Annotated in this window: 12 protein-coding genes; 6 read left to right on the top strand and 6 right to left on the bottom strand. The window is 63.7% G+C overall.

Annotation, left to right across the window (positions count from 1 at the left end):
• Positions 1-212: 212 nt before the first annotated feature.
• Together ACP92_RS15685 and ACP92_RS15680 are read right to left on the bottom strand one after the other, a co-directional pair.
• Positions 213-1,526 (bottom strand): DUF1501 domain-containing protein, encoded by a 1,314-nt coding sequence (locus ACP92_RS15685; RefSeq protein WP_013235083.1) that lies wholly within the window; start codon positions 1,524-1,526, stop codon positions 213-215.
• Positions 1,527-1,545: 19 nt separating this feature from the next.
• Positions 1,546-3,072: a DUF1800 domain-containing protein gene (locus tag ACP92_RS15680; protein WP_231944335.1), complete on the bottom strand. Its 1,527-nt coding sequence runs from the start codon at positions 3,070-3,072 to the stop codon at positions 1,546-1,548.
• A gap of 457 nt (positions 3,073-3,529) precedes the next feature.
• On the opposite strand from ACP92_RS15680, the gene ACP92_RS15675 reads away from it, so the two are divergent.
• Entirely contained in the window at positions 3,530-4,273 is a 744-nt protein-coding gene (locus ACP92_RS15675; RefSeq protein WP_269147537.1) for a response regulator transcription factor, read from the top strand.
• A gap of 20 nt (positions 4,274-4,293) precedes the next feature.
• A complete protein-coding gene (locus tag ACP92_RS15670) occupies positions 4,294-4,995 on the top strand; it encodes an Hpt domain-containing response regulator (RefSeq protein ID WP_013235080.1) in 702 nt (233 codons plus the stop codon).
• Positions 4,996-5,026: 31 nt separating this feature from the next.
• Here the strand turns inward: ACP92_RS15670 and ACP92_RS15665 are convergent, their stop codons facing one another.
• Entirely contained in the window at positions 5,027-5,488 is a 462-nt protein-coding gene (locus tag ACP92_RS15665) for a rhodanese-like domain-containing protein (RefSeq protein ID WP_013235079.1), read from the bottom strand.
• Positions 5,489-6,029: 541 nt separating this feature from the next.
• Here ACP92_RS15665 and glnA point away from each other — a divergent pair.
• The 3 genes from glnA (at position 6,030) to ntrC (ending at position 10,338) form a co-directional block, all read left to right on the top strand.
• A complete protein-coding gene (glnA, locus tag ACP92_RS15660; protein ID WP_013235077.1) occupies positions 6,030-7,445 on the top strand; it encodes a type I glutamate--ammonia ligase in 1,416 nt (471 codons plus the stop codon).
• 179 nt (positions 7,446-7,624) lie between these two features.
• Complete coding sequence (glnL, locus tag ACP92_RS15655; protein ID WP_041310972.1) at positions 7,625-8,698, top strand: nitrogen regulation protein NR(II); 1,074 nt, start codon at positions 7,625-7,627, stop codon at positions 8,696-8,698.
• A gap of 137 nt (positions 8,699-8,835) precedes the next feature.
• Positions 8,836-10,338, top strand: a complete 1,503-nt coding sequence (gene ntrC / locus ACP92_RS15650; protein ID WP_013235075.1) for a nitrogen regulation protein NR(I) — start codon at positions 8,836-8,838, stop codon at positions 10,336-10,338.
• 132 nt (positions 10,339-10,470) lie between these two features.
• Here the strand turns inward: ntrC and ACP92_RS15645 are convergent, their stop codons facing one another.
• The 3 genes from ACP92_RS15645 to prpR all read right to left on the bottom strand — a co-directional run bounded on the left by ACP92_RS15645 (position 10,471) and on the right by prpR (position 15,829).
• Positions 10,471-12,102 (bottom strand): methyl-accepting chemotaxis protein, encoded by a 1,632-nt coding sequence (locus tag ACP92_RS15645; protein WP_048348726.1) that lies wholly within the window; start codon positions 12,100-12,102, stop codon positions 10,471-10,473.
• 413 nt (positions 12,103-12,515) lie between these two features.
• Positions 12,516-13,799, bottom strand: coding sequence for an MFS transporter (locus tag ACP92_RS15640; RefSeq protein WP_013235073.1), 1,284 nt, complete (start codon positions 13,797-13,799; stop codon positions 12,516-12,518).
• Positions 13,800-14,194: 395 nt separating this feature from the next.
• Positions 14,195-15,829 (bottom strand): propionate catabolism operon regulatory protein PrpR, encoded by a 1,635-nt coding sequence (gene prpR / locus ACP92_RS15635; RefSeq protein ID WP_013235071.1) that lies wholly within the window; start codon positions 15,827-15,829, stop codon positions 14,195-14,197.
• A gap of 299 nt (positions 15,830-16,128) precedes the next feature.
• Here prpR and prpB point away from each other — a divergent pair, with 299 nt between their 5' ends.
• Positions 16,129-17,019 carry a methylisocitrate lyase gene (prpB, locus tag ACP92_RS15630; protein ID WP_013235070.1) on the top strand — a complete coding sequence of 297 codons (891 nt, stop codon included), beginning with the start codon at positions 16,129-16,131 and terminating at the stop codon, positions 17,017-17,019.
• Positions 17,020-17,080 lie beyond the last annotated feature (61 nt).

Raw genomic sequence — 17,080 nt, 5'->3', positions numbered from 1 at the left:
AAGACATAGTTTTCATGTTGGTTACCACTGAATTATTTGGGGCGGTTGCTCATGGCGAGGTCATCGACATGTCTGGTAGGCAAGACTTGATATTGGAATACAACGCAAAGGTTAGTTCGTTTACCGGCCCGGCAAAGAGTGTCGAGAACTAGGGATGGCGAAAATATCCAAAACTTGGGTTGGAAATTCATCCCGATAATTCCTGCGCCATCTTAGACAAAGAGCGCAGGCACACCTTTAGAACCCGCTGCATATTGCGGAAAAATTTTCTCCAATGCCCGATCCGGAATGCGCATATGCCGCTCCGACAGCGCACACAGCACCGCGCGGAAATCGGTGGTGATGGCCAGATCGCGCCCCTCGTTCAGGGCCGCCTGGTTCAAGCCCGGCCACTGTCCATAGATCTTGCCGCCGCGCAGATTGCCTCCCATCAGCCACATCGCATTGCCGTGACCATGATCGGTGCCACCATTGCCGTTCTCGCGGAAGGTGCGGCCGAATTCGGACATCACCACGATCACCGTGTCATTGAAGGCCGGCCCCAGCTCATGGGCCAGCGTGGCCAGCCCTGCGCCCAGCGGGGAGAGCCGTCCAGCCAGTTGGCCAGTCCCATTGCCCTGGTTGATATGGGTGTCCCAGCCCCCCACCGCCAGGAAGGCCAGGCGGATGCGCGGATCGTGGCGCATCAAGCGGCCCAGCCGCGCCGTATCCATCGACAGCCCATTGGGCAGCGGCGCGCCGTTGTTGGCCATCTGCTGTTCCTGGCTGTTGATCTCGGCCATCAGTTCGCGGCGCGCGGCGATGCCGTCGCGGTAGGCCTTGGCGATGGCGTCGTCGCCCTCATAGAGCGGGCCGTAGGCCTGCATCATGCGCGGCTGGTCGATCAGGCCGGGGCGCGTGGCGGCCCGCCCGGTCTGCAGGTTGGCCACGACGTTGTGGCCGCTGAGGATGCGCGGCGTGGCGTCGCCCACATTGAGCGCCTGCAGGGGCGATTCCGACGGCGGCAGGTAGCCCATGAGGCGATTGAGCCAGCCGTCGCGGGTGGTGTGCTGTCCGGGTGTGCCGGTCTCCATGTAGTCCTGCGCCTCGAAGTGCGAGCGCGAGCCATCGGGGGAGCCAGAGGCATGCACGAAGGCCAGCTGGCCGCTTTCCCAGTATGGCAGTAGCGGCGAGAGGGCAGGGTGCAGGCCGAAGTAGCCAGTCAGGTCGAGTGCGCCATTGGGTTCGCCGGGACGCGCCACGGCGATGCTGGGGCGGGCGCGGTAATACTCCGGGTCGCCATGCGGCACCACCACATTCAAGCCATCGACCGCGCCGCGCAGGAACACCACGATCATGCGTGGCGCACCATCGCCGTTGGCGTGCGCCCTGGGCGCCGGCGAGCCATAGGCCAACCGCGCCGGAGTGGCGCGGCTGATGCTCTTGTCGCCGGTGGGGGCGACCGCGCAGCCGGACAGGCCGACCGGCACCAGGATGGCGCCACCGGTGGCGGCGCCCAGGTAGCGGATGAAATCGCGACGGTTCATGGAAGTCCTTGGACAGGGATCAGCGTTTCATGAAATCGGGGCTGCCCAGGATCAGGCCAGCCTGCACGTTCTCTGGGGCGGCCAGGATCTTGGCCGCAGTCTGCGGCGCGACCGCCGGCCCCAGGGTGCGCAGCAACTGCTGCGCATCGACGGGCCGCGCATCGGCGTTGGAAGGAGGTGCTTCGCCCTCGGGCCGGGCAATCGGCGACTTGCCATTGACCAGGTTGCCGGCAAAGTTGATCCGCCGCAGCAGCGCGTCCGGGTTGAGCCAGGCCGCCTGCGAATACTTGTAGCCTTCCGGCGTGAGCCAGCCATACAGCGGCATGCCGAACTGCGCCAGCGCACCATTGACCGGCTTGGCGTTGCGCACCGGGATGTCGCTGGCGCGCAAGGCCGACACCACGAACTGGTAGGGCGTCTTGAATTGCGTCTGGTAATTGCTGCGCGCCCAGAACTGCGGGCTGTCGAACAGGGTCTTGAGCACCGCGCGCAGATCGCCATGCGTGGAGAGGAAGGTCTGTGACAGCTTCTGCACCAGCGCCGGATCGGGCTGGTCCGACACGAAATACTGCACCAGCTGGGTCGAGATGAAGCGCGCCGTCGCAGGGTGGTTGGCCAGGATGTCGAGTGCGGCTTCACCCTCCTGGTAGCCTGTGGCCGCCAGTGGCTTGCCGAGGAAGACCTTGGGGCTAGGGTCATGGCGCTGCGCAGCGAAGGAGAACGGGGCCGCGCCGGCTTTCATCGCATTGACGTCAATGGTCCAGCCCGAGAGGATGCGCGCCAGCGTGATCACGTCGGCCTGCTGGTAGCCACCGTCCACGCCCAGGGTATGCAGTTCCATCAGCTCACGGGCGTAGTTCTCGTTGAGTCCCTTGAAGCGCCCGCGTGCTCCACGGGTGCCCGCGCCGCTGGAAAGCCAGTTGTCGAGGTAGTAGAGCATGGCCGGATGATGCGCCACCGCGCCCAGCAGGTCGCGGAAGTTGCCCAGCGCATAGGGGCGGATGGCGTTCTTTTCATAATCGCCTACCCAATAGCGCACCCATTCCTTGCCCTCGAAGACATTGAAGTGATTGGCCCAGAATTCGGTCATCACTTCTTCCAGCTGGCGCGGACTCTCGGTGGCCTGCAGCAGCCGCGCCATATGGAACTGCGGCGTCAGCTCGCGGGGGGCGCGCTGGCGGGCGGCCTGCTTTTCTTCCTTGCTGCCCTCCTTGTCGAAGGAGGGCGGTCCATAGTCCACGAACAATTGCGCCGGCGTCATCTGCAAGCCGGGCAGGGCTGCCAGCGACGCCTGCAGTTGCGCCGGCAGGGGGATGCGCTCTGGATGCAATTGCTGGTCGATGTAGCGCTTGACGCCCATGCGCTCGACTTCTTCCAGGTCACCCGGACGCGGGCCATAGGCCAGGCGGTTCAAGACGTGCAGCGCACGCTCCTGTTCCGACAGCGGCGCGGCTGCCGGCGTGGGGGCGGCGGCATGCGCTGCGGGCAATTGGCCCGCCAGCAGTCCCAGCAGGGCCAGCGTGAGCAGGCAACGAGCGCGCGCCATAGGGGCGGCGGACGGATGTTGGCGTAACGGGCGCATCAATGAGCCTCGCAGTTTTCGACATTTGTTGAGGCCAGTATGGACAAAGGCCGTGAGCCCGGCTGTAAGAAAGTGTAATGCGGCGCAGCCGGCGTTCTGGCGGCTTAACGCCGGCTCCGGCATTTTGGTTGTCATGACGGGCAGGGTAAGTGAAGCAAACATCTTCTTCCCCTCCGCCGTGGGCGTGTTGCCAGTTCATACATGCGGGGGCAAAGGAGAAGCCGTGATGATCTGGGAGTCTCTTGCCAGGTGGGAGGGCAGAATGCAGGTCCGAGGATATAGGCCGCTTTCCCCTCGGTTTTTTGAGACGATTCCTATGCGGGAAAAGCGCATGCTACAGGACAATAACGCCTGCGTTGCATCGCCAGGCATGAGGCCGGCGTCGAGGCAGCACGACAGAAAACGGGGACGGGACAGCAGCATGAGCAGCACGATATGGACACTGGCATCGAGGATGCGCATTGCCTTGCTCGACGACCACGCGGTGGTCCGTTACGGCCTGGCCGCCCGCCTGGCCGAGGAGCCGGACCTGGAAGTGGTCGGCAGCTTCGCCACCAGCAAGGAATTGATGACGGCGCTGCGCGCCTCGCCGGCCGACCTGTTGCTCATCGATTATTCGCTGGGCAGCAATGACATCGATGGCCTGAACCTGATCCGCGCCCTGCGCGTACGCTTCCCCCGCAGCAAGATCCTGGTCACCTCGGCCCACAACAACCCGGCCACCGTGGCCCTGGCGATGAAGGCCGGGGCACGCGGCTTCGTGGGCAAGTCGCAGGAGCTGGGCGAGCTGGTGCAAGCCATCCGCACTGTCTCGGTCGGACGTGAATACCTCAATGCCGCCATGGCGCGCGAACTGACCGCCATGCTGGCCAGCGACAGCCCCACCCCGGCCCCCGAGGGGGGCCCGCCGCAGGTGCGGCCCCCGCGCCGCAAGCGCAACAGCCCGCCTTCCAGCGATTCGCTCTCGGAAATGCCCAGCCTCTCGCCACGCGAGCGCGAAGTGCTGCGCTGCTGCCTGGATGGCCTCTCCGTCACCGCCATCGCCGACAAGTTCGCCCGCAGCGTCAAGACCATCAGCGGCCAGAAGCAATCGGCCTTCCGCAAGCTGGGCGTGCGCAGCGACAACGAGCTGTTCAAGATCGAATACCAGATCAAGGACCTGTAAGACCAGCAAGGAGACAGAAGATGAACCGCAGTGAGCCTAGGGTCTTGCTCGTCGATGATTCGGCGACGATCCGTTATGCGATGCAGAACCGTTTGCAATCGCTGGGCTGCCAGGTCCAGGTGGCGGCCGACGGCGCCGCCGCGCTGGCGGCGATCCGCGCCCAGCCGCAGGGGCTGGTGCTGCTGGATTGCTTTCTGCCGGACCTGCCCGGCCACGAGGTGGCGCGTCAGGTGCGCGCCCTGGAGCAAGAGGACCCGCAGCGTCCCTACACGCCCTTGATCGGCATTTCCGCCGAGGCTGATGCGGCGCACGTACGGCTATGCCTGGACGGCGGCATGGATGGCATGCTCGACAAGCCCGTGCAGACCGCCGACCTGCGCAAGATGCTCTCGCTCTGGTGCGATCATGAATGTGGCGACGAGGGCGCCGCGCTGCCCCCGCGCGAGGAATATGCACGCGACCTGGCGCGCTTGTTCCTGAGCACCTCGCAGCACGACCTGGCCGCCCTGCAACAGGCCCACCGGGCCGGCGACCAGGCCACCATGGGCAAGCTGGCGCACCGCATGAAGGGCGCGGCGCTGACCATGCAGCGCAGCGAGATCGTGGCCCTGCTGGAGTGCCTGGAAGAGGCCATGCAGGACGACTACGACACCCAGGACGCCATCTCCCTCTTGTTGAGTTCACTGGAGAAGGTATTGGCCGCAAGCGCGGCGCCGGGCTAGGAGCGATCCCGGCCGACGCACAGCCCGGCGCTCAGGCCCCCACCCACGGCAGGCCCGCCTTGCACCAGCCCTCGACGGTCTTGCGGTGGCCCGCGGCGTCCTTGTTGCCCTCGAAGCCTTCGAGGATGTCGAAGCAGTGGGTATAGCCATGCTCGGTCGCCAGCTTGGCCGCATGCTTGGAACGCACGCCGGAACGGCACAGGAACAGCAGCACATCGTCAGGGTTGGTGACTTCCCGCAGCTGTTCCAGGAATTGCGGATTGGGCTTGCCCTCGGGGTAGAGATTCCATTGCACCGCTAGATGCTGCGCCGGCGCGATCTGGACCACGCCGACCCAGTCGCGCTCGGCGCGGGTGCGTACATCGACCAGCTTGATGCGGCTGTCGCCTTCGAGCAGGGCCAGTGCTTCGGCCGGCGTGACTGCGCCGCGATAGGGAAGCTGTGCATCGACGGCGCGTTGGGTGGCGGCGGAGAGGATATCTTGAGTGCTCATGCTGGGTTCGCTATCAAGTGTCAGGTATAAGTGTCAGGTATCGTTGATCGTGGATCGCCGTGTTGCGCCGGGGCAAGCCCCCCAGGATATCGCGACAGGCAATCGCACCGGGAGCTCAGATTCTAAATCCAAACCGGCGCACGTCCCCGGCCTCGCTTGCTTCGGTTGCTTCGGTTGCATGATGTGGCCGCTTTGGTGCGTACCTGCTGCGGCAGCAAGCGCTGCCCCAGAAAAGCGCAGGCACCAAAACAGGGCAATTCAGCTTGTTTCTTCCATTAGTGCATTTTAATGGTGCATTTAGATAAAAACGCACTAAAATAATGCATCCCCTGGCGGCCTCTGCACCGCAGGGATCGGCCCGCAGGCCGCGTCCTCCCTAAAATATCTCATCCTGTGCGCACCCTAAAGGTTGGTGGCATGGAATCTGCTATCATCCGCCACTGAGTTCGGCGCAAGACCGTTGTATCAAATGCAAAGATCCAGTCGCAGAAAACGGCTCAACACCCCAATTTATACTACTTCCTCGTTTTAGGAGATTCGCATGGCAAGGACGGCCGCAGAGGTTTTGAAGATGGTGAAGGACAACGAAGTCAAGTTTGTCGACTTCCGTTTCGCTGACACCCGTGGCAAGGAACAGCACGTTTCCGTGCCTGTTTCGCATTTCGACATCGACAAGTTCGAATCCGGTCATGCCTTCGACGGTTCGTCGATCGCCGGCTGGAAGGGTATCGAAGCCTCCGACATGCTGCTGATCCCGGACCCGAACACCGCCAACATCGACCCGTTCATGGAAGAGACCACCCTCTTCATGCAATGTGACGTGATCGAGCCGTCCGACGGCAAGGGCTATGACCGCGATCCGCGCTCCATCGCCAAGCGCGCTGAAGCCTACCTGAAGTCCTCCGGCCTGGGCGACACCGCCTACTTCGGTCCGGAACCCGAATTCTTCATCTTCGACGGTGTGCGTTGGGGCGCCGACATGTCCGGTTCCTTCGTCAAGATCGACTCCGAAGAAGCTTCCTGGAGCACCGGCGCCAAGATCGAAGGCGGCAACTCCGGCCACCGTCCGACCGTCAAGGGCGGCTACTTCCCGGTTCCCCCGGTCGACAGCTTCCAGGACATGCGTTCGGAAATGTCCCTGATCATTGAATCCCTGGGCATCCCCGTCGAAGTGCACCACCACGAAGTGGCTGGCGCTGGCCAGAACGAACTGGGCACCAAGTTCTCGACCCTGGTCGAGCGCGCTGACTGGACCCAGACCATGAAGTACGTGATCTGGAACGTCGCCCACACCTATGGCAAGACCGCGACCTTCATGCCCAAGCCCCTGGTTGGCGACAACGGCTCCGGCATGCACGTTCACCAGTCCGTCTGGAAGGATGGCAAGAACCTGTTCGCTGGCGACGGCTATGCTGGCCTGTCCGAGTTCGCGCTGTACTACATCGGCGGCATCATCAAGCACGCCAAGGCTCTGAACGCCATCACCAACCCCGGCACCAACTCCTACAAGCGTCTGGTCCCCGGCTTCGAAGCCCCGGTCAAGCTGGCCTACTCGGCCCGCAACCGTTCGGCCTCGATCCGTATCCCGCACGTGGCCAACCCCAAGGGCCGTCGTATCGAGACCCGTTTCCCGGATCCCCTGGCCAACCCCTACCTGTGCTTCTCGGCCCTGCTGATGGCCGGTCTGGATGGCGTGCAGAACAAGATCCACCCGGGCGAAGCTGCGACCAAGGACCTGTACCACCTGCCGCCGGAAGAAGACAAGCTGATCCCGACCGTGTGCTCCTCGCTGGACGAAGCGCTGGAACACCTGGACAAGGACCGCGAGTTCCTGACCCGTGGCGGCGTGTTCACCGACAGCATGATCGATGCCTACATCGATCTGAAGATGCAGGAAGTCCAGCGCTTCCGCATGACCACGCACCCGATCGAATTCGACATGTACTACTCGCTGTAATCGAATCCGCATCCGGACAAAAAGGGGAAGCTTGCTTCCCCTTTTTTTATGCGCGCCGGCAAGTCCCCTGAGTTGTGTGCATTCCTTGCATCCTCATGGGAGCGCGCCCGAAACTTGCTAGTGTTCCCGCACGAACGACTCTGCTCCACGACATGAATCCAGGCTCCCCGACTACCGCCATGAAGACTCCGTTCCCCTCCCTCGAAGGTCTCGACCTGCTGGCCTCGGCGGTGATCATCCTCGACGCCGAGGGCGGCATCGTCTATGCCAATGCCGCCGCCGAGAACCTGCTGGAAAGCTCCTTCAAGGTGCTCTCGCAGCAGAAGCTCTCGGAGCTCTTCCTGAACGGCAAGGAGCTCTCGGCCCTGTTCTACCAGGCCATCGAACACCAGTTCGCCGACAAGCGCCTGGACCTGGTGCTGGAACGCGCCAACCGCGAACCGCTGCAGGTCCACACCATCGTCACGCCGCTGGACAACCCCGACATGCCGGTGCTGCTGGAGCTGCGCGAAAACGTCCAGCAATTGAAGCTGGACCGCGAAGAGCGCATCTTCGACCAGAGCCAGGCCAACAAGGAACTGATCCGCAACCTGGCCCACGAGATCAAGAATCCGCTGGGCGGCATCCGCGGCGCAGCGCAGCTGCTGGAGCTGGAGCTGCCCGAGCGGCACCTCAAGGAATTGCGCGAATATACCCAGGTCATCATCAAGGAAGCCGATCGCCTGCAGACCCTGGTCGATCGCCTGCTGGCGCCGCACCGGCATCCGCACATCGTCGGCGACGTCAACATCCACGAAGTCTGTGAACGCGTGCGCAGCCTGGTCATGGCCGAGTTCCCCCAGGGGCTGACCATCAAGCGCGACTATGACCTGTCCATCCCGGAATTTCGCGGCGACAAGGAGCAGCTCATCCAGGCCGTGCTCAACATCGTGCACAACGCCGCCCAGGCGCTGGCCGACCGCATCCGCGCCGGCGATGGCGAGCTCATCCTGCGTACTCGCGTGAGCCGTCAAGTGACGCTATCCAAGGTCCGATACCGGCTGGCACTAGACTTGCATATCATCGATAACGGTCCGGGCATCCCCCCCGACATCCAGGACAGAATCTTCTATCCACTGGTGTCGGGTCGGGAAGGTGGCAGCGGACTGGGGCTGACCCTGGCGCAGACATTCGTCCATCAGCACATGGGCGTGATCGAATGCGACAGCCGGCCAGGTTGTACCGATTTCAGAATACTTATACCGCTGCCGTGAGCATGGCCGCAGGCGGCGCGCCAAAGCCGACATGACGGAAGACATCCCGTCATCCAAGGGGGCTGCGGGCAGGGCGCCAGAAGCGGCCTGGCTCGCGGGAGCATCAACAGCAAGACCAACGCAGGAAGACGTGATTTATGAAACCAATCTGGATTGTTGACGACGACGAATCGATACGCTGGGTGCTCGAAAAAGCACTGGCCCGGGAAAATCTCGCCACACAAAGTTTTTCCAGCGCACGCGATGCCATCGCCGCCCTGCAAAACGGGACGCCGCAAGTACTGGTTTCCGACATCCGCATGCCCGGCGCTTCCGGGCTGGAGTTGCTGCAGACCGTCAAGGCCAAGCATCCGGGCATCCCGGTGATCATCATCACCGCATTCTCGGACCTGGACTCGGCCGTCTCGGCCTTCCAGGGCGGTGCTTTCGAATACCTGGCCAAGCCCTTCGACGTCGACAAGGCGGTCGAGCTGATCCGCCGCGCCCTCGACGAAAGCCTGCGCGAGACCGACATCGAGCAGGGCGCTGCACAGACCCCCGAGATTCTCGGCCAGGCCCCGGCCATGCAGGATGTGTTCCGCGCCATTGGTCGCCTGTCGCAGTCGAACGTGACCGTGCTCATCACCGGCGAGTCCGGCTCCGGCAAGGAACTGGTGGCGCGCGCCCTGCACAAGCACAGCCCGCGCGCCAGCCAGCCCTTCGTGGCGCTCAACACGGCGGCCATTCCCAAGGACTTGCTGGAATCCGAACTGTTCGGTCACGAGCGCGGCGCCTTCACCGGCGCGCAAGCCATGCGCCGTGGCCGCTTCGAGCAGGCCGAGGGCGGCACCTTGTTCCTCGATGAAATCGGCGACATGCCGCTGGACCTGCAGACGCGCCTGTTGCGCGTCCTCTCCGACGGCCACTTCTATCGCGTCGGCGGCCATCAATCCCTGAAGGCCAATGTGCGCGTCATTGCCGCCACCCACCAGAACCTGGAACAACGGGTGCGTGAAGGTCTGTTCCGCGAAGACTTGTACCACCGCCTCAACGTGATCCGCCTGCGCCTGCCCAGCCTGCGCGAGCGCAGCGAGGACATTCCCATCCTGGCCCGCTACTTCCTGGCGCAGAGCGCGCGCCAGCTCGGCGTGGAAGCCAAGCGGCTCTCGCCGCAGGCCATGCAGTTCCTGTCGCAGCTGGAATTCCCCGGCAACGTGCGCCAGCTGGAGAACCTGTGCAACTGGATCACCGTGATGGCCCCTGGCCAGACCGTGGAAATCAAGGACCTGCCGCAAGACCTGGTGGAAGAGCGCGTGCATGCGCCGCAACCGGCCCAGACCGTGGCTGCTCCGGCATCGGCGGCAGCCCTTCCGACGGCCTATACCGAGCCTGCGCCGGGCGTGGCGTCCGCGTCGGCCGATGGCGCTGCCGGCGCCAGCTGGATCACGCTGCTGGAAACCGAAGCCGCGCAGATGCTGGCCTCTGAACAGCCCGAGGTGATGGACATCCTCGGTCGCCAGTTCGAGGCTGCGCTGATCAAGGTCGCCCTGAAGCATACCCATGGCCGCAAGAACGATGCCGCCGTGCGCCTGGGCATCGGACGTAATACCATCACCCGCAAGATCCAGGAGCTGGGCATCGGCGGCGCGGAAGACGACTGAGCCTCACAGGGCAGGGCGGGTTCCAGGCCGCGCGTGGCTGGAAAAACAAATGGCCTGGATCTTGCGATCCAGGCCATTTGCATTGTTCATTGTTCATTGTTCATTGCCTCGGCGCCGCTATTGCGGCGGCCGTCAAGACAGCGCCGGCGTGGCCAGTGAACGGCCCAGCTGGGGCGCGGCGGGCATGCCGGGCAGGGTACGCAAGGCCTGATCATCCAGCTTGAAGACCGACACCGCCGCTGTGAGCGCTTGCGCCTGTTGCATCATGGACTGCGCGGCTGCCGCCGCTTCTTCCACCAGCGCCGCGTTTTGCTGCGTGACCTGGTCCATCTGCACGATGGCCGTATTGACCTGGCCGATGCCGGCGCTCTGTTCCTCGGAAGCCGCGGCAATTTCCTTCATCAGGTCGGTGGTGCGCACGCTGGACTGCATGATCTCGGCAATCGTCGCGCCGGCCGCTTCGACCAGTTGGGAGCCGTTGCGGATGCGCCCCACCGAGTCTTCGATCAGGTCCTTGATTTCCTTGGCCGCGGCCGAGCTGCGCTGGGCCAGCGCGCGCACTTCCGAGGCGACCACGGCGAAGCCGCGTCCGTTCTCGCCGGCGCGGGCCGCTTCCACGGCAGCGTTGAGGGCCAGGATATTGGTCTGGAAGGAAATGCCTTCGATGACGCTGATGATGTCCGACATCTGGTGCGAGCTCACGCTCATCTCGCGCATCGTCGCCACCACGTCGGCGATCTCGGCCTCGCCCCGGCGCGCCACTTCTGCACCGGCGCTGGCCATGCTGCTGGCCTGCTTGGCGTTACCGGCATTCTGTTGCACAGTGCTGGTCAGTTCTTCCATGCTGGAGGCGGTTTCTTCCAGCGAGGCGGCCTGTTCTTCGGTGCGCTGCGAGAGACCGATGTTGCCCTGCGCGATCTCCTGGGCAGCCACGTGGATGGACGTGCTGGCATGCTGGATCTGGCCCACCAGGCCGCTGAGCTGGTCGCGCATGATCATCAGCGAGCGCATCAGGCTGCCGTTGTCATTGCTCTTGAGTTCCAGCCGCGCCGCCAGGTTGCCGGCGGCGATCTGGCCCGACAGCCACATCGCCTCGCCCGGTTCACCTCCGAGCTGGCGCGTGAGGCGGCGGCTGATCAGCAGCGCAATGCCCAGTCCCGCCAGTGCCGCGGCCAGGGTGAAGGCGATGATGGTGAGGTGGCTTTGCGCATAGCTGGCCTGGCCGTGTTCGACCGCCTGCGCCGCGCCTTCCTGGTTGATCTTGATGATCTGCTGGATCTTGGCTTCCATGGCGGTACGCACCGGATAGAGCGTGTCCTTCATGGTGTTGGCGGCTTCTTCTTCCTTGCCTTGCTCCACGCTTTGCGGCAACTGGTCGCCGATCTGGATATAGCGGGCCAGCAAGGCCTGCAGTTCATCGTAGGCGCTCTGTTCGGCCGGCGAGCTGATGAGGTGGCGGTACTGCTCGCTGGCCTTGGTGTAGCGTCCCAGGGCAGCGGTGATGCGGGTGCGGGCGTCTTGCATGCGCTGCGCATTGTCGGCGGTCAGGGCGCGGTACTGGGCCAGGTTGACCGCCCGCATCTCGGCCAGCATGGTTTGCGCGGTAGTCACGCTGGGCATCCAGTTGCCCTGGACGTCGACCAGCTGGGCGTTGATCTTGCCCATGATGTAGAGGGACGTTCCTCCCAGCGCAGCCATGAAGAGGATCAGGATGGAAAAGCCCAGCATGAGCTGAGTGGCGACTTTGGTATTTCTGATGTTCACGATTTGACCTGAGGGGAAAGGGCAGAGCGCATTGGAGGCGGCCTGCGCAGTGGATGACGGAGGTCCGGCATGGATGGCCTTGCGGCAGCGCACCTCGGCCAGCAGCAAGCTCCTGGCATCGCATCGGCGAAGCAGTCATCTCTGTGGATGGGATATTGGGCGTTTCGGCGATGTCGTCGGGCGACGTCTTCATGGCATACCGGGCTAGAGATGCGCATTGCACTCTAATAGCGACATTACCCAAACACAATATGATTTTTGTTGCCCATTGGTAACGGCGCAGGCAAGTCGATGGCGGCACCGCTGGTCAAGTGAGCTTGAACACGGCCAGAAGGGAATAAGGGGAAGGGAATAGCGGGAAGAAAAGCAAGCGCATGGCGACCCGCCGCCTGAGCGACGGCGGGCCGGAAAAATCAGCGCAGACGCAGCACCAGACGCGCCGACAGCGACGCGATCAGGCTCAGTACAGCACCGAAGATGACGAAGTAGCTCACCGACAGCTTGTCGCCGGTGAAGTCGATCAGCCAGGTGATGATCAGGCCGGCGAAGCCGCCGAAGATGGTCACGGCGATGTTGTAGGCCAGCGACATGCCGGTGCCGCGGGTGGCCACCGGGAAGATGTCGGCCAGCAGCGCCGGCATGGCCGCGAAGTACATGGTCATGAGCACGCCGATGACGGTCTGCAGCAACAGCAGTTGCAGGAAGCCAGGGGAGTTGGTCAGGAACACGAACATCGGATAGGTCAGCACGATGTAGAGGGCGCTGCTGGTGATCATGAAGGGGGTGCGGCCGATCTTGTCGGAGAGCGCACCGACCAGGGGCGAGCCGATGAACATGATCAGGCCGGCCACCGACATCGCGGCAAACGACGACCAGGCCGGCAGGCCCAGCTGCTTGACGGCATAGGTCGGGATGTACAGCGACAGGTACACCGAGACGGTCGCCATGATCACGCTGCCCGCGCCGATCAGCAGGCGCATCTTCTGGTGGGCGAAGGTGTCGCGCAGGGGCGCGTTGGTCTTCTCGCTGGATTCCTTGAATTCCGGTGCTTCATCCAGGTGGCGACGGATATAGATGCCCGCCGGAGCGATCAGCAGACCGAAGATGAACGGCACGCGCCAGCCCCAGGAAGCCAGTTGTTCCGGCGTGAGCATATTGTTGAGCACTGCGCCGAAGAGCGCGGCCAGCAACAGGCTGATACCCTGGCTGGCCACCTGCCAGCTGGAGAAGAAGCCGCGACGGTGCGGCGCATGTTCCACCAGGAAGGCGGTGGAGCTGCCGAATTCGCCGCCAGCCGAGAAGCCCTGGATCATCTTGCCCAGTGCGATACCCGCCGGGGCCAGCAGGCCGATGCTGGCGTAGCTGGGCATGAAGGCGATCATGGCCGTGCCCACGGTCATGAGCATGATCGACAGCATCAGCGCCGCCTTGCGTCCCGCGCGGTCGGAGTAGGCGCCCAGCACCACCGCCCCCAGCGGGCGCATGAAGAAGGACACGCCAAAGGTGGCGAAGGTCAGCAGCAGCGAAACGCTGTCGTCGCCGGTGGGGAAGAACTGCTTGGCGATCACGACGGCGAAGGCGCCGTAGATCAGGATGTCGAACCATTCGAGCGCATTGCCGATGGACGAGGAGATGATCGCACGCCGCGCCTGCGGATGCGTGATATCGGCGCCTGGCGCCGCAGTGTTGCTGCTCATGGGGACTCCCTGATGGATTGCGATGTGGATGGAGGAGCGGCTCGCCACGTTCACCCGGACGGGCTTGCGGCGGCCTCTGGCTGTTCATTGCTTGTACGCTCCTGGCAGCGGCCGTAGCCGCTGTAGCGGGCGAGGATAGGCGGCGGGTGCTGGCGCTGTCAAGGCGCAATGCGGGGGATTATCAGAGCGCAGGACGCCTGCAAGAAAAAAACGGAGGCTGTTCTCAAACCAACGACTATCCGTTCGACCTGAGTAGGCCCTTTGGGCCGTATCGAAGGCGCTCTCAAGCGTGCTGGACGGGGCGCCTTCGATACGCGGCTTTGCCGCTACTCAGGACAAACGGTGGGGGCGCGATCGATGTCGAAGATGGATGTAAATAGTTTACGGATTTTTAGTCAGGTGGTGCCGCTTTCCTTTAGCTTGCGCCACAAGGTGGTCCGACTCATGCCCAGATACCTGGCTGCCGCAGCACGATTGCCCCGAAACCGGCGCAGTGCGGCGGCGATGCTTGCGTTGTCGGGCGTGATGTTTTCTTGAGCCTCATCGGGTGCCGCCGGGGAGGGCGGCGCCTGCCCCAGCTCGGGCGCGACGCGCTGGATCAGCGCCGGCGTGAGGGCCTGCAAGGGTTCGGCGGCCAGGAACAGCGCCAGCCTTTCCATCAGATTGCGCAGCTCGCGCACATTGCCCGGCCAGTCATAGCGGCACAACAGCGGCGCGCAGCGTACGATCTCAGCGCCCAGGTTGGCATGCGGGCGCACATCCAGCGCGGCCAGTGCGTGCTTGAGATGCCATTCGGCCAGCGCCGCAATGTCGTCGCGGCGCTCACGCAGCGGGGGCAGTTGCAGGCACAGCACGCTGAGACGGTAATACAGGTCGGCGCGGAAACGCCCTTCACGCACCCGCGCTTGGAGATCGCAGTGGGTGGCGCTGATGATGCGCACCTGGACCGGGATGGGCCGGGTGCCGCCTACGCGTACTACCTCGCGCTCTTCCAGCACGCGCAGCAGGCGCGTCTGCAAGGGCAGGGGCATCTCGCCGATTTCATCGAGCAACAGGGTGCCACGATGCGCTGCCTCGAACACGCCGGCACGCCCGCCCCGGCGCGAACCGGTAAAGGCGCCTTCCTCATATCCGAAGAGTTCGGATTCCAGCAGGGATTCGGCCAGTGCGCCGCAATTGATGGCCACGAAGGGATGCGCCGCCTGGGTCTTGCCCTGCATCAGCGGATGAGCGCGGTGGATGGCTTGTGCCGCCAATTCCTTGCCGGTGCCGGTCTCGCCCTGGATCAGCACATTGGCCGGCGAGCGCGCAAACAGGGTAATGGATTGGCGCACCGTTTCCATCTCCGCCGAGTCGCCGCGCAGGTCCTTGAGGTGATGCCGCGCGCGCAGGCTGTCGGCCACCGGCAGGATGGGGCTGCGCGTGCTTTCCAGTTGCGTCAGTCGCGCCAGTTCCAGCGCATCCTCGAAGGCTTGCCGCACCGTGGCGGCGGAATACAGGAAGATGCCGCGCATGCCCGCCTCCTCGGCCAGGTCGGTGATGAGCCCTGCGCCGGCGACGGCTTCGATGCCGGCGGCCTTCAATTCGTTGACGACGGCGCGCGCGTCTTCTTCGGTGGCATAGGTGCGCTGGACGATCTCCAGGCCAAAGCGCTGGCCGAACTCGGCCAGCGCCGGCATGGCTTCCTGATAGGTCACCAGCGCAATGCGGCGGGTGAGCTGGCGAGCCCGCGCCAGCGCCTGCATCACGTCAAAGCCGCTGGCGCGCGCCACGATCACCGGCACCGGCAGGCGGCTCTTGAGGTAGGCGCCATTGGAGCCGGCCGAGATGACCACATCGCAGCGCTCGGTCGCCAGGCGTTCGCGGATCTCGCGCACGGCGTCGTCAAAGCCCAGATGGATGGGCTCGATGTCGGCCAGGGCGTCGAATTCCAGCGTGATGTCGCGGAACAGCTCGGATAGCCGTGACACCGACACCGTCCAGATCACGGGTTTGTCGGCATGACGATCGACAGGGGCGGGACGTTTCATGAGGGGCCTCGATGTTTCAATGGGTGGCGTTCATGGTGTTTCAATGAAACGTTAATGTAACACTATTGAAACATCTAAACACCGCTTGCCGGGCAGGTGTGTCGGTGCGATTGCATCCGGATGGATGCCGTAATGGCGCGTCAAGTCCTTGATTTTCATGGAGTTGTTGCTGCGTGCCCAGCATGCTCCGGCGATCTCCATGAAGACTTGGCACGGCCGTTGCAATCAGCACCGGCAAGCGGCCGCACTGGCCGACATCGACCAGCCGTCTCCAGCAACCCATCCAGAAGGTGTCCAACATGGCTCTCCATTCCGCAGGCGCAGCATTCCGCAAGGCCGTCCAGGAAGAATCTCCCTTGCAAGTCATCGGCGCGATCAACGCCAACCACGCATTGCTGGCCAAGCGCGCGGGCTTTCGCGCGATCTATCTTTCCGGCGGCGGTGTCGCGGCAGGTTCGCTGGGCCTGCCCGACCTGGGTATCTCGAACCTGGATGACGTGCTCACCGACGTACGTCGCATCACTGACGTCTGCGACCTGCCGCTGCTGGTGGATGTGGATACCGGATTTGGCGCCTCGGCCTTCAACGTGGCGCGCACGGTCAAGTCCATGATCAAGTTCGGCGCCGCGGCCATGCACATCGAAGACCAGGTCGGCGCCAAGCGCTGCGGTCACCGGCCCAACAAGGAAATCGTCAGCAAGCAGGAAATGGTGGACCGCATCAAGGCTGCCGTGGATGCCCGCACCGATGAGAACTTCGTCATCATGGCGCGCACCGATGCGCTGGCCGTGGAAGGACTGGATGCGGCCATCGAGCGCGCCGTGGCCTGCGTGGAAGCCGGCGCTGACATGATCTTCCCGGAAGCCATCACCGACCTGGCCATGTACAAGCAGTTCGCCAATGCCGTGAAAGTGCCGATCCTGGCCAACATCACCGAGTTCGGTTCGACCCCGCTGTTCACGGTGGACGAGTTGAAGGGCGCGGATGTGGGCCTGGTGCTCTATCCGCTGTCGGCCTTCCGCGCCATGAACAAGGCCGCGGAGAACGTCTACCAGGCGATCCGCCGTGACGGCACCCAGAAGAACGTGGTCGATACCATGCAGACCCGCATGGAACTGTACGACCGCATCGATTACCACAGCTACGAACAGCGTCTGGATGCGCTGTTTGCTCAGCAGAAGAACAAGTAAAAAGTAAACCACCCCTTCCGATAATTAGTTTTCACCTAATGCCGAATACGAGGAGAACACG

Origin of the sequence: Herbaspirillum seropedicae, from assembly GCF_001040945.1 — a bacterium.
GTDB lineage: Bacteria > Pseudomonadota > Gammaproteobacteria > Burkholderiales > Burkholderiaceae_D > Herbaspirillum > Herbaspirillum seropedicae.
The sequence above is the reverse complement of the archived record's forward strand: the minus strand, read 5'-3'. Positions and strand labels throughout refer to the sequence as shown.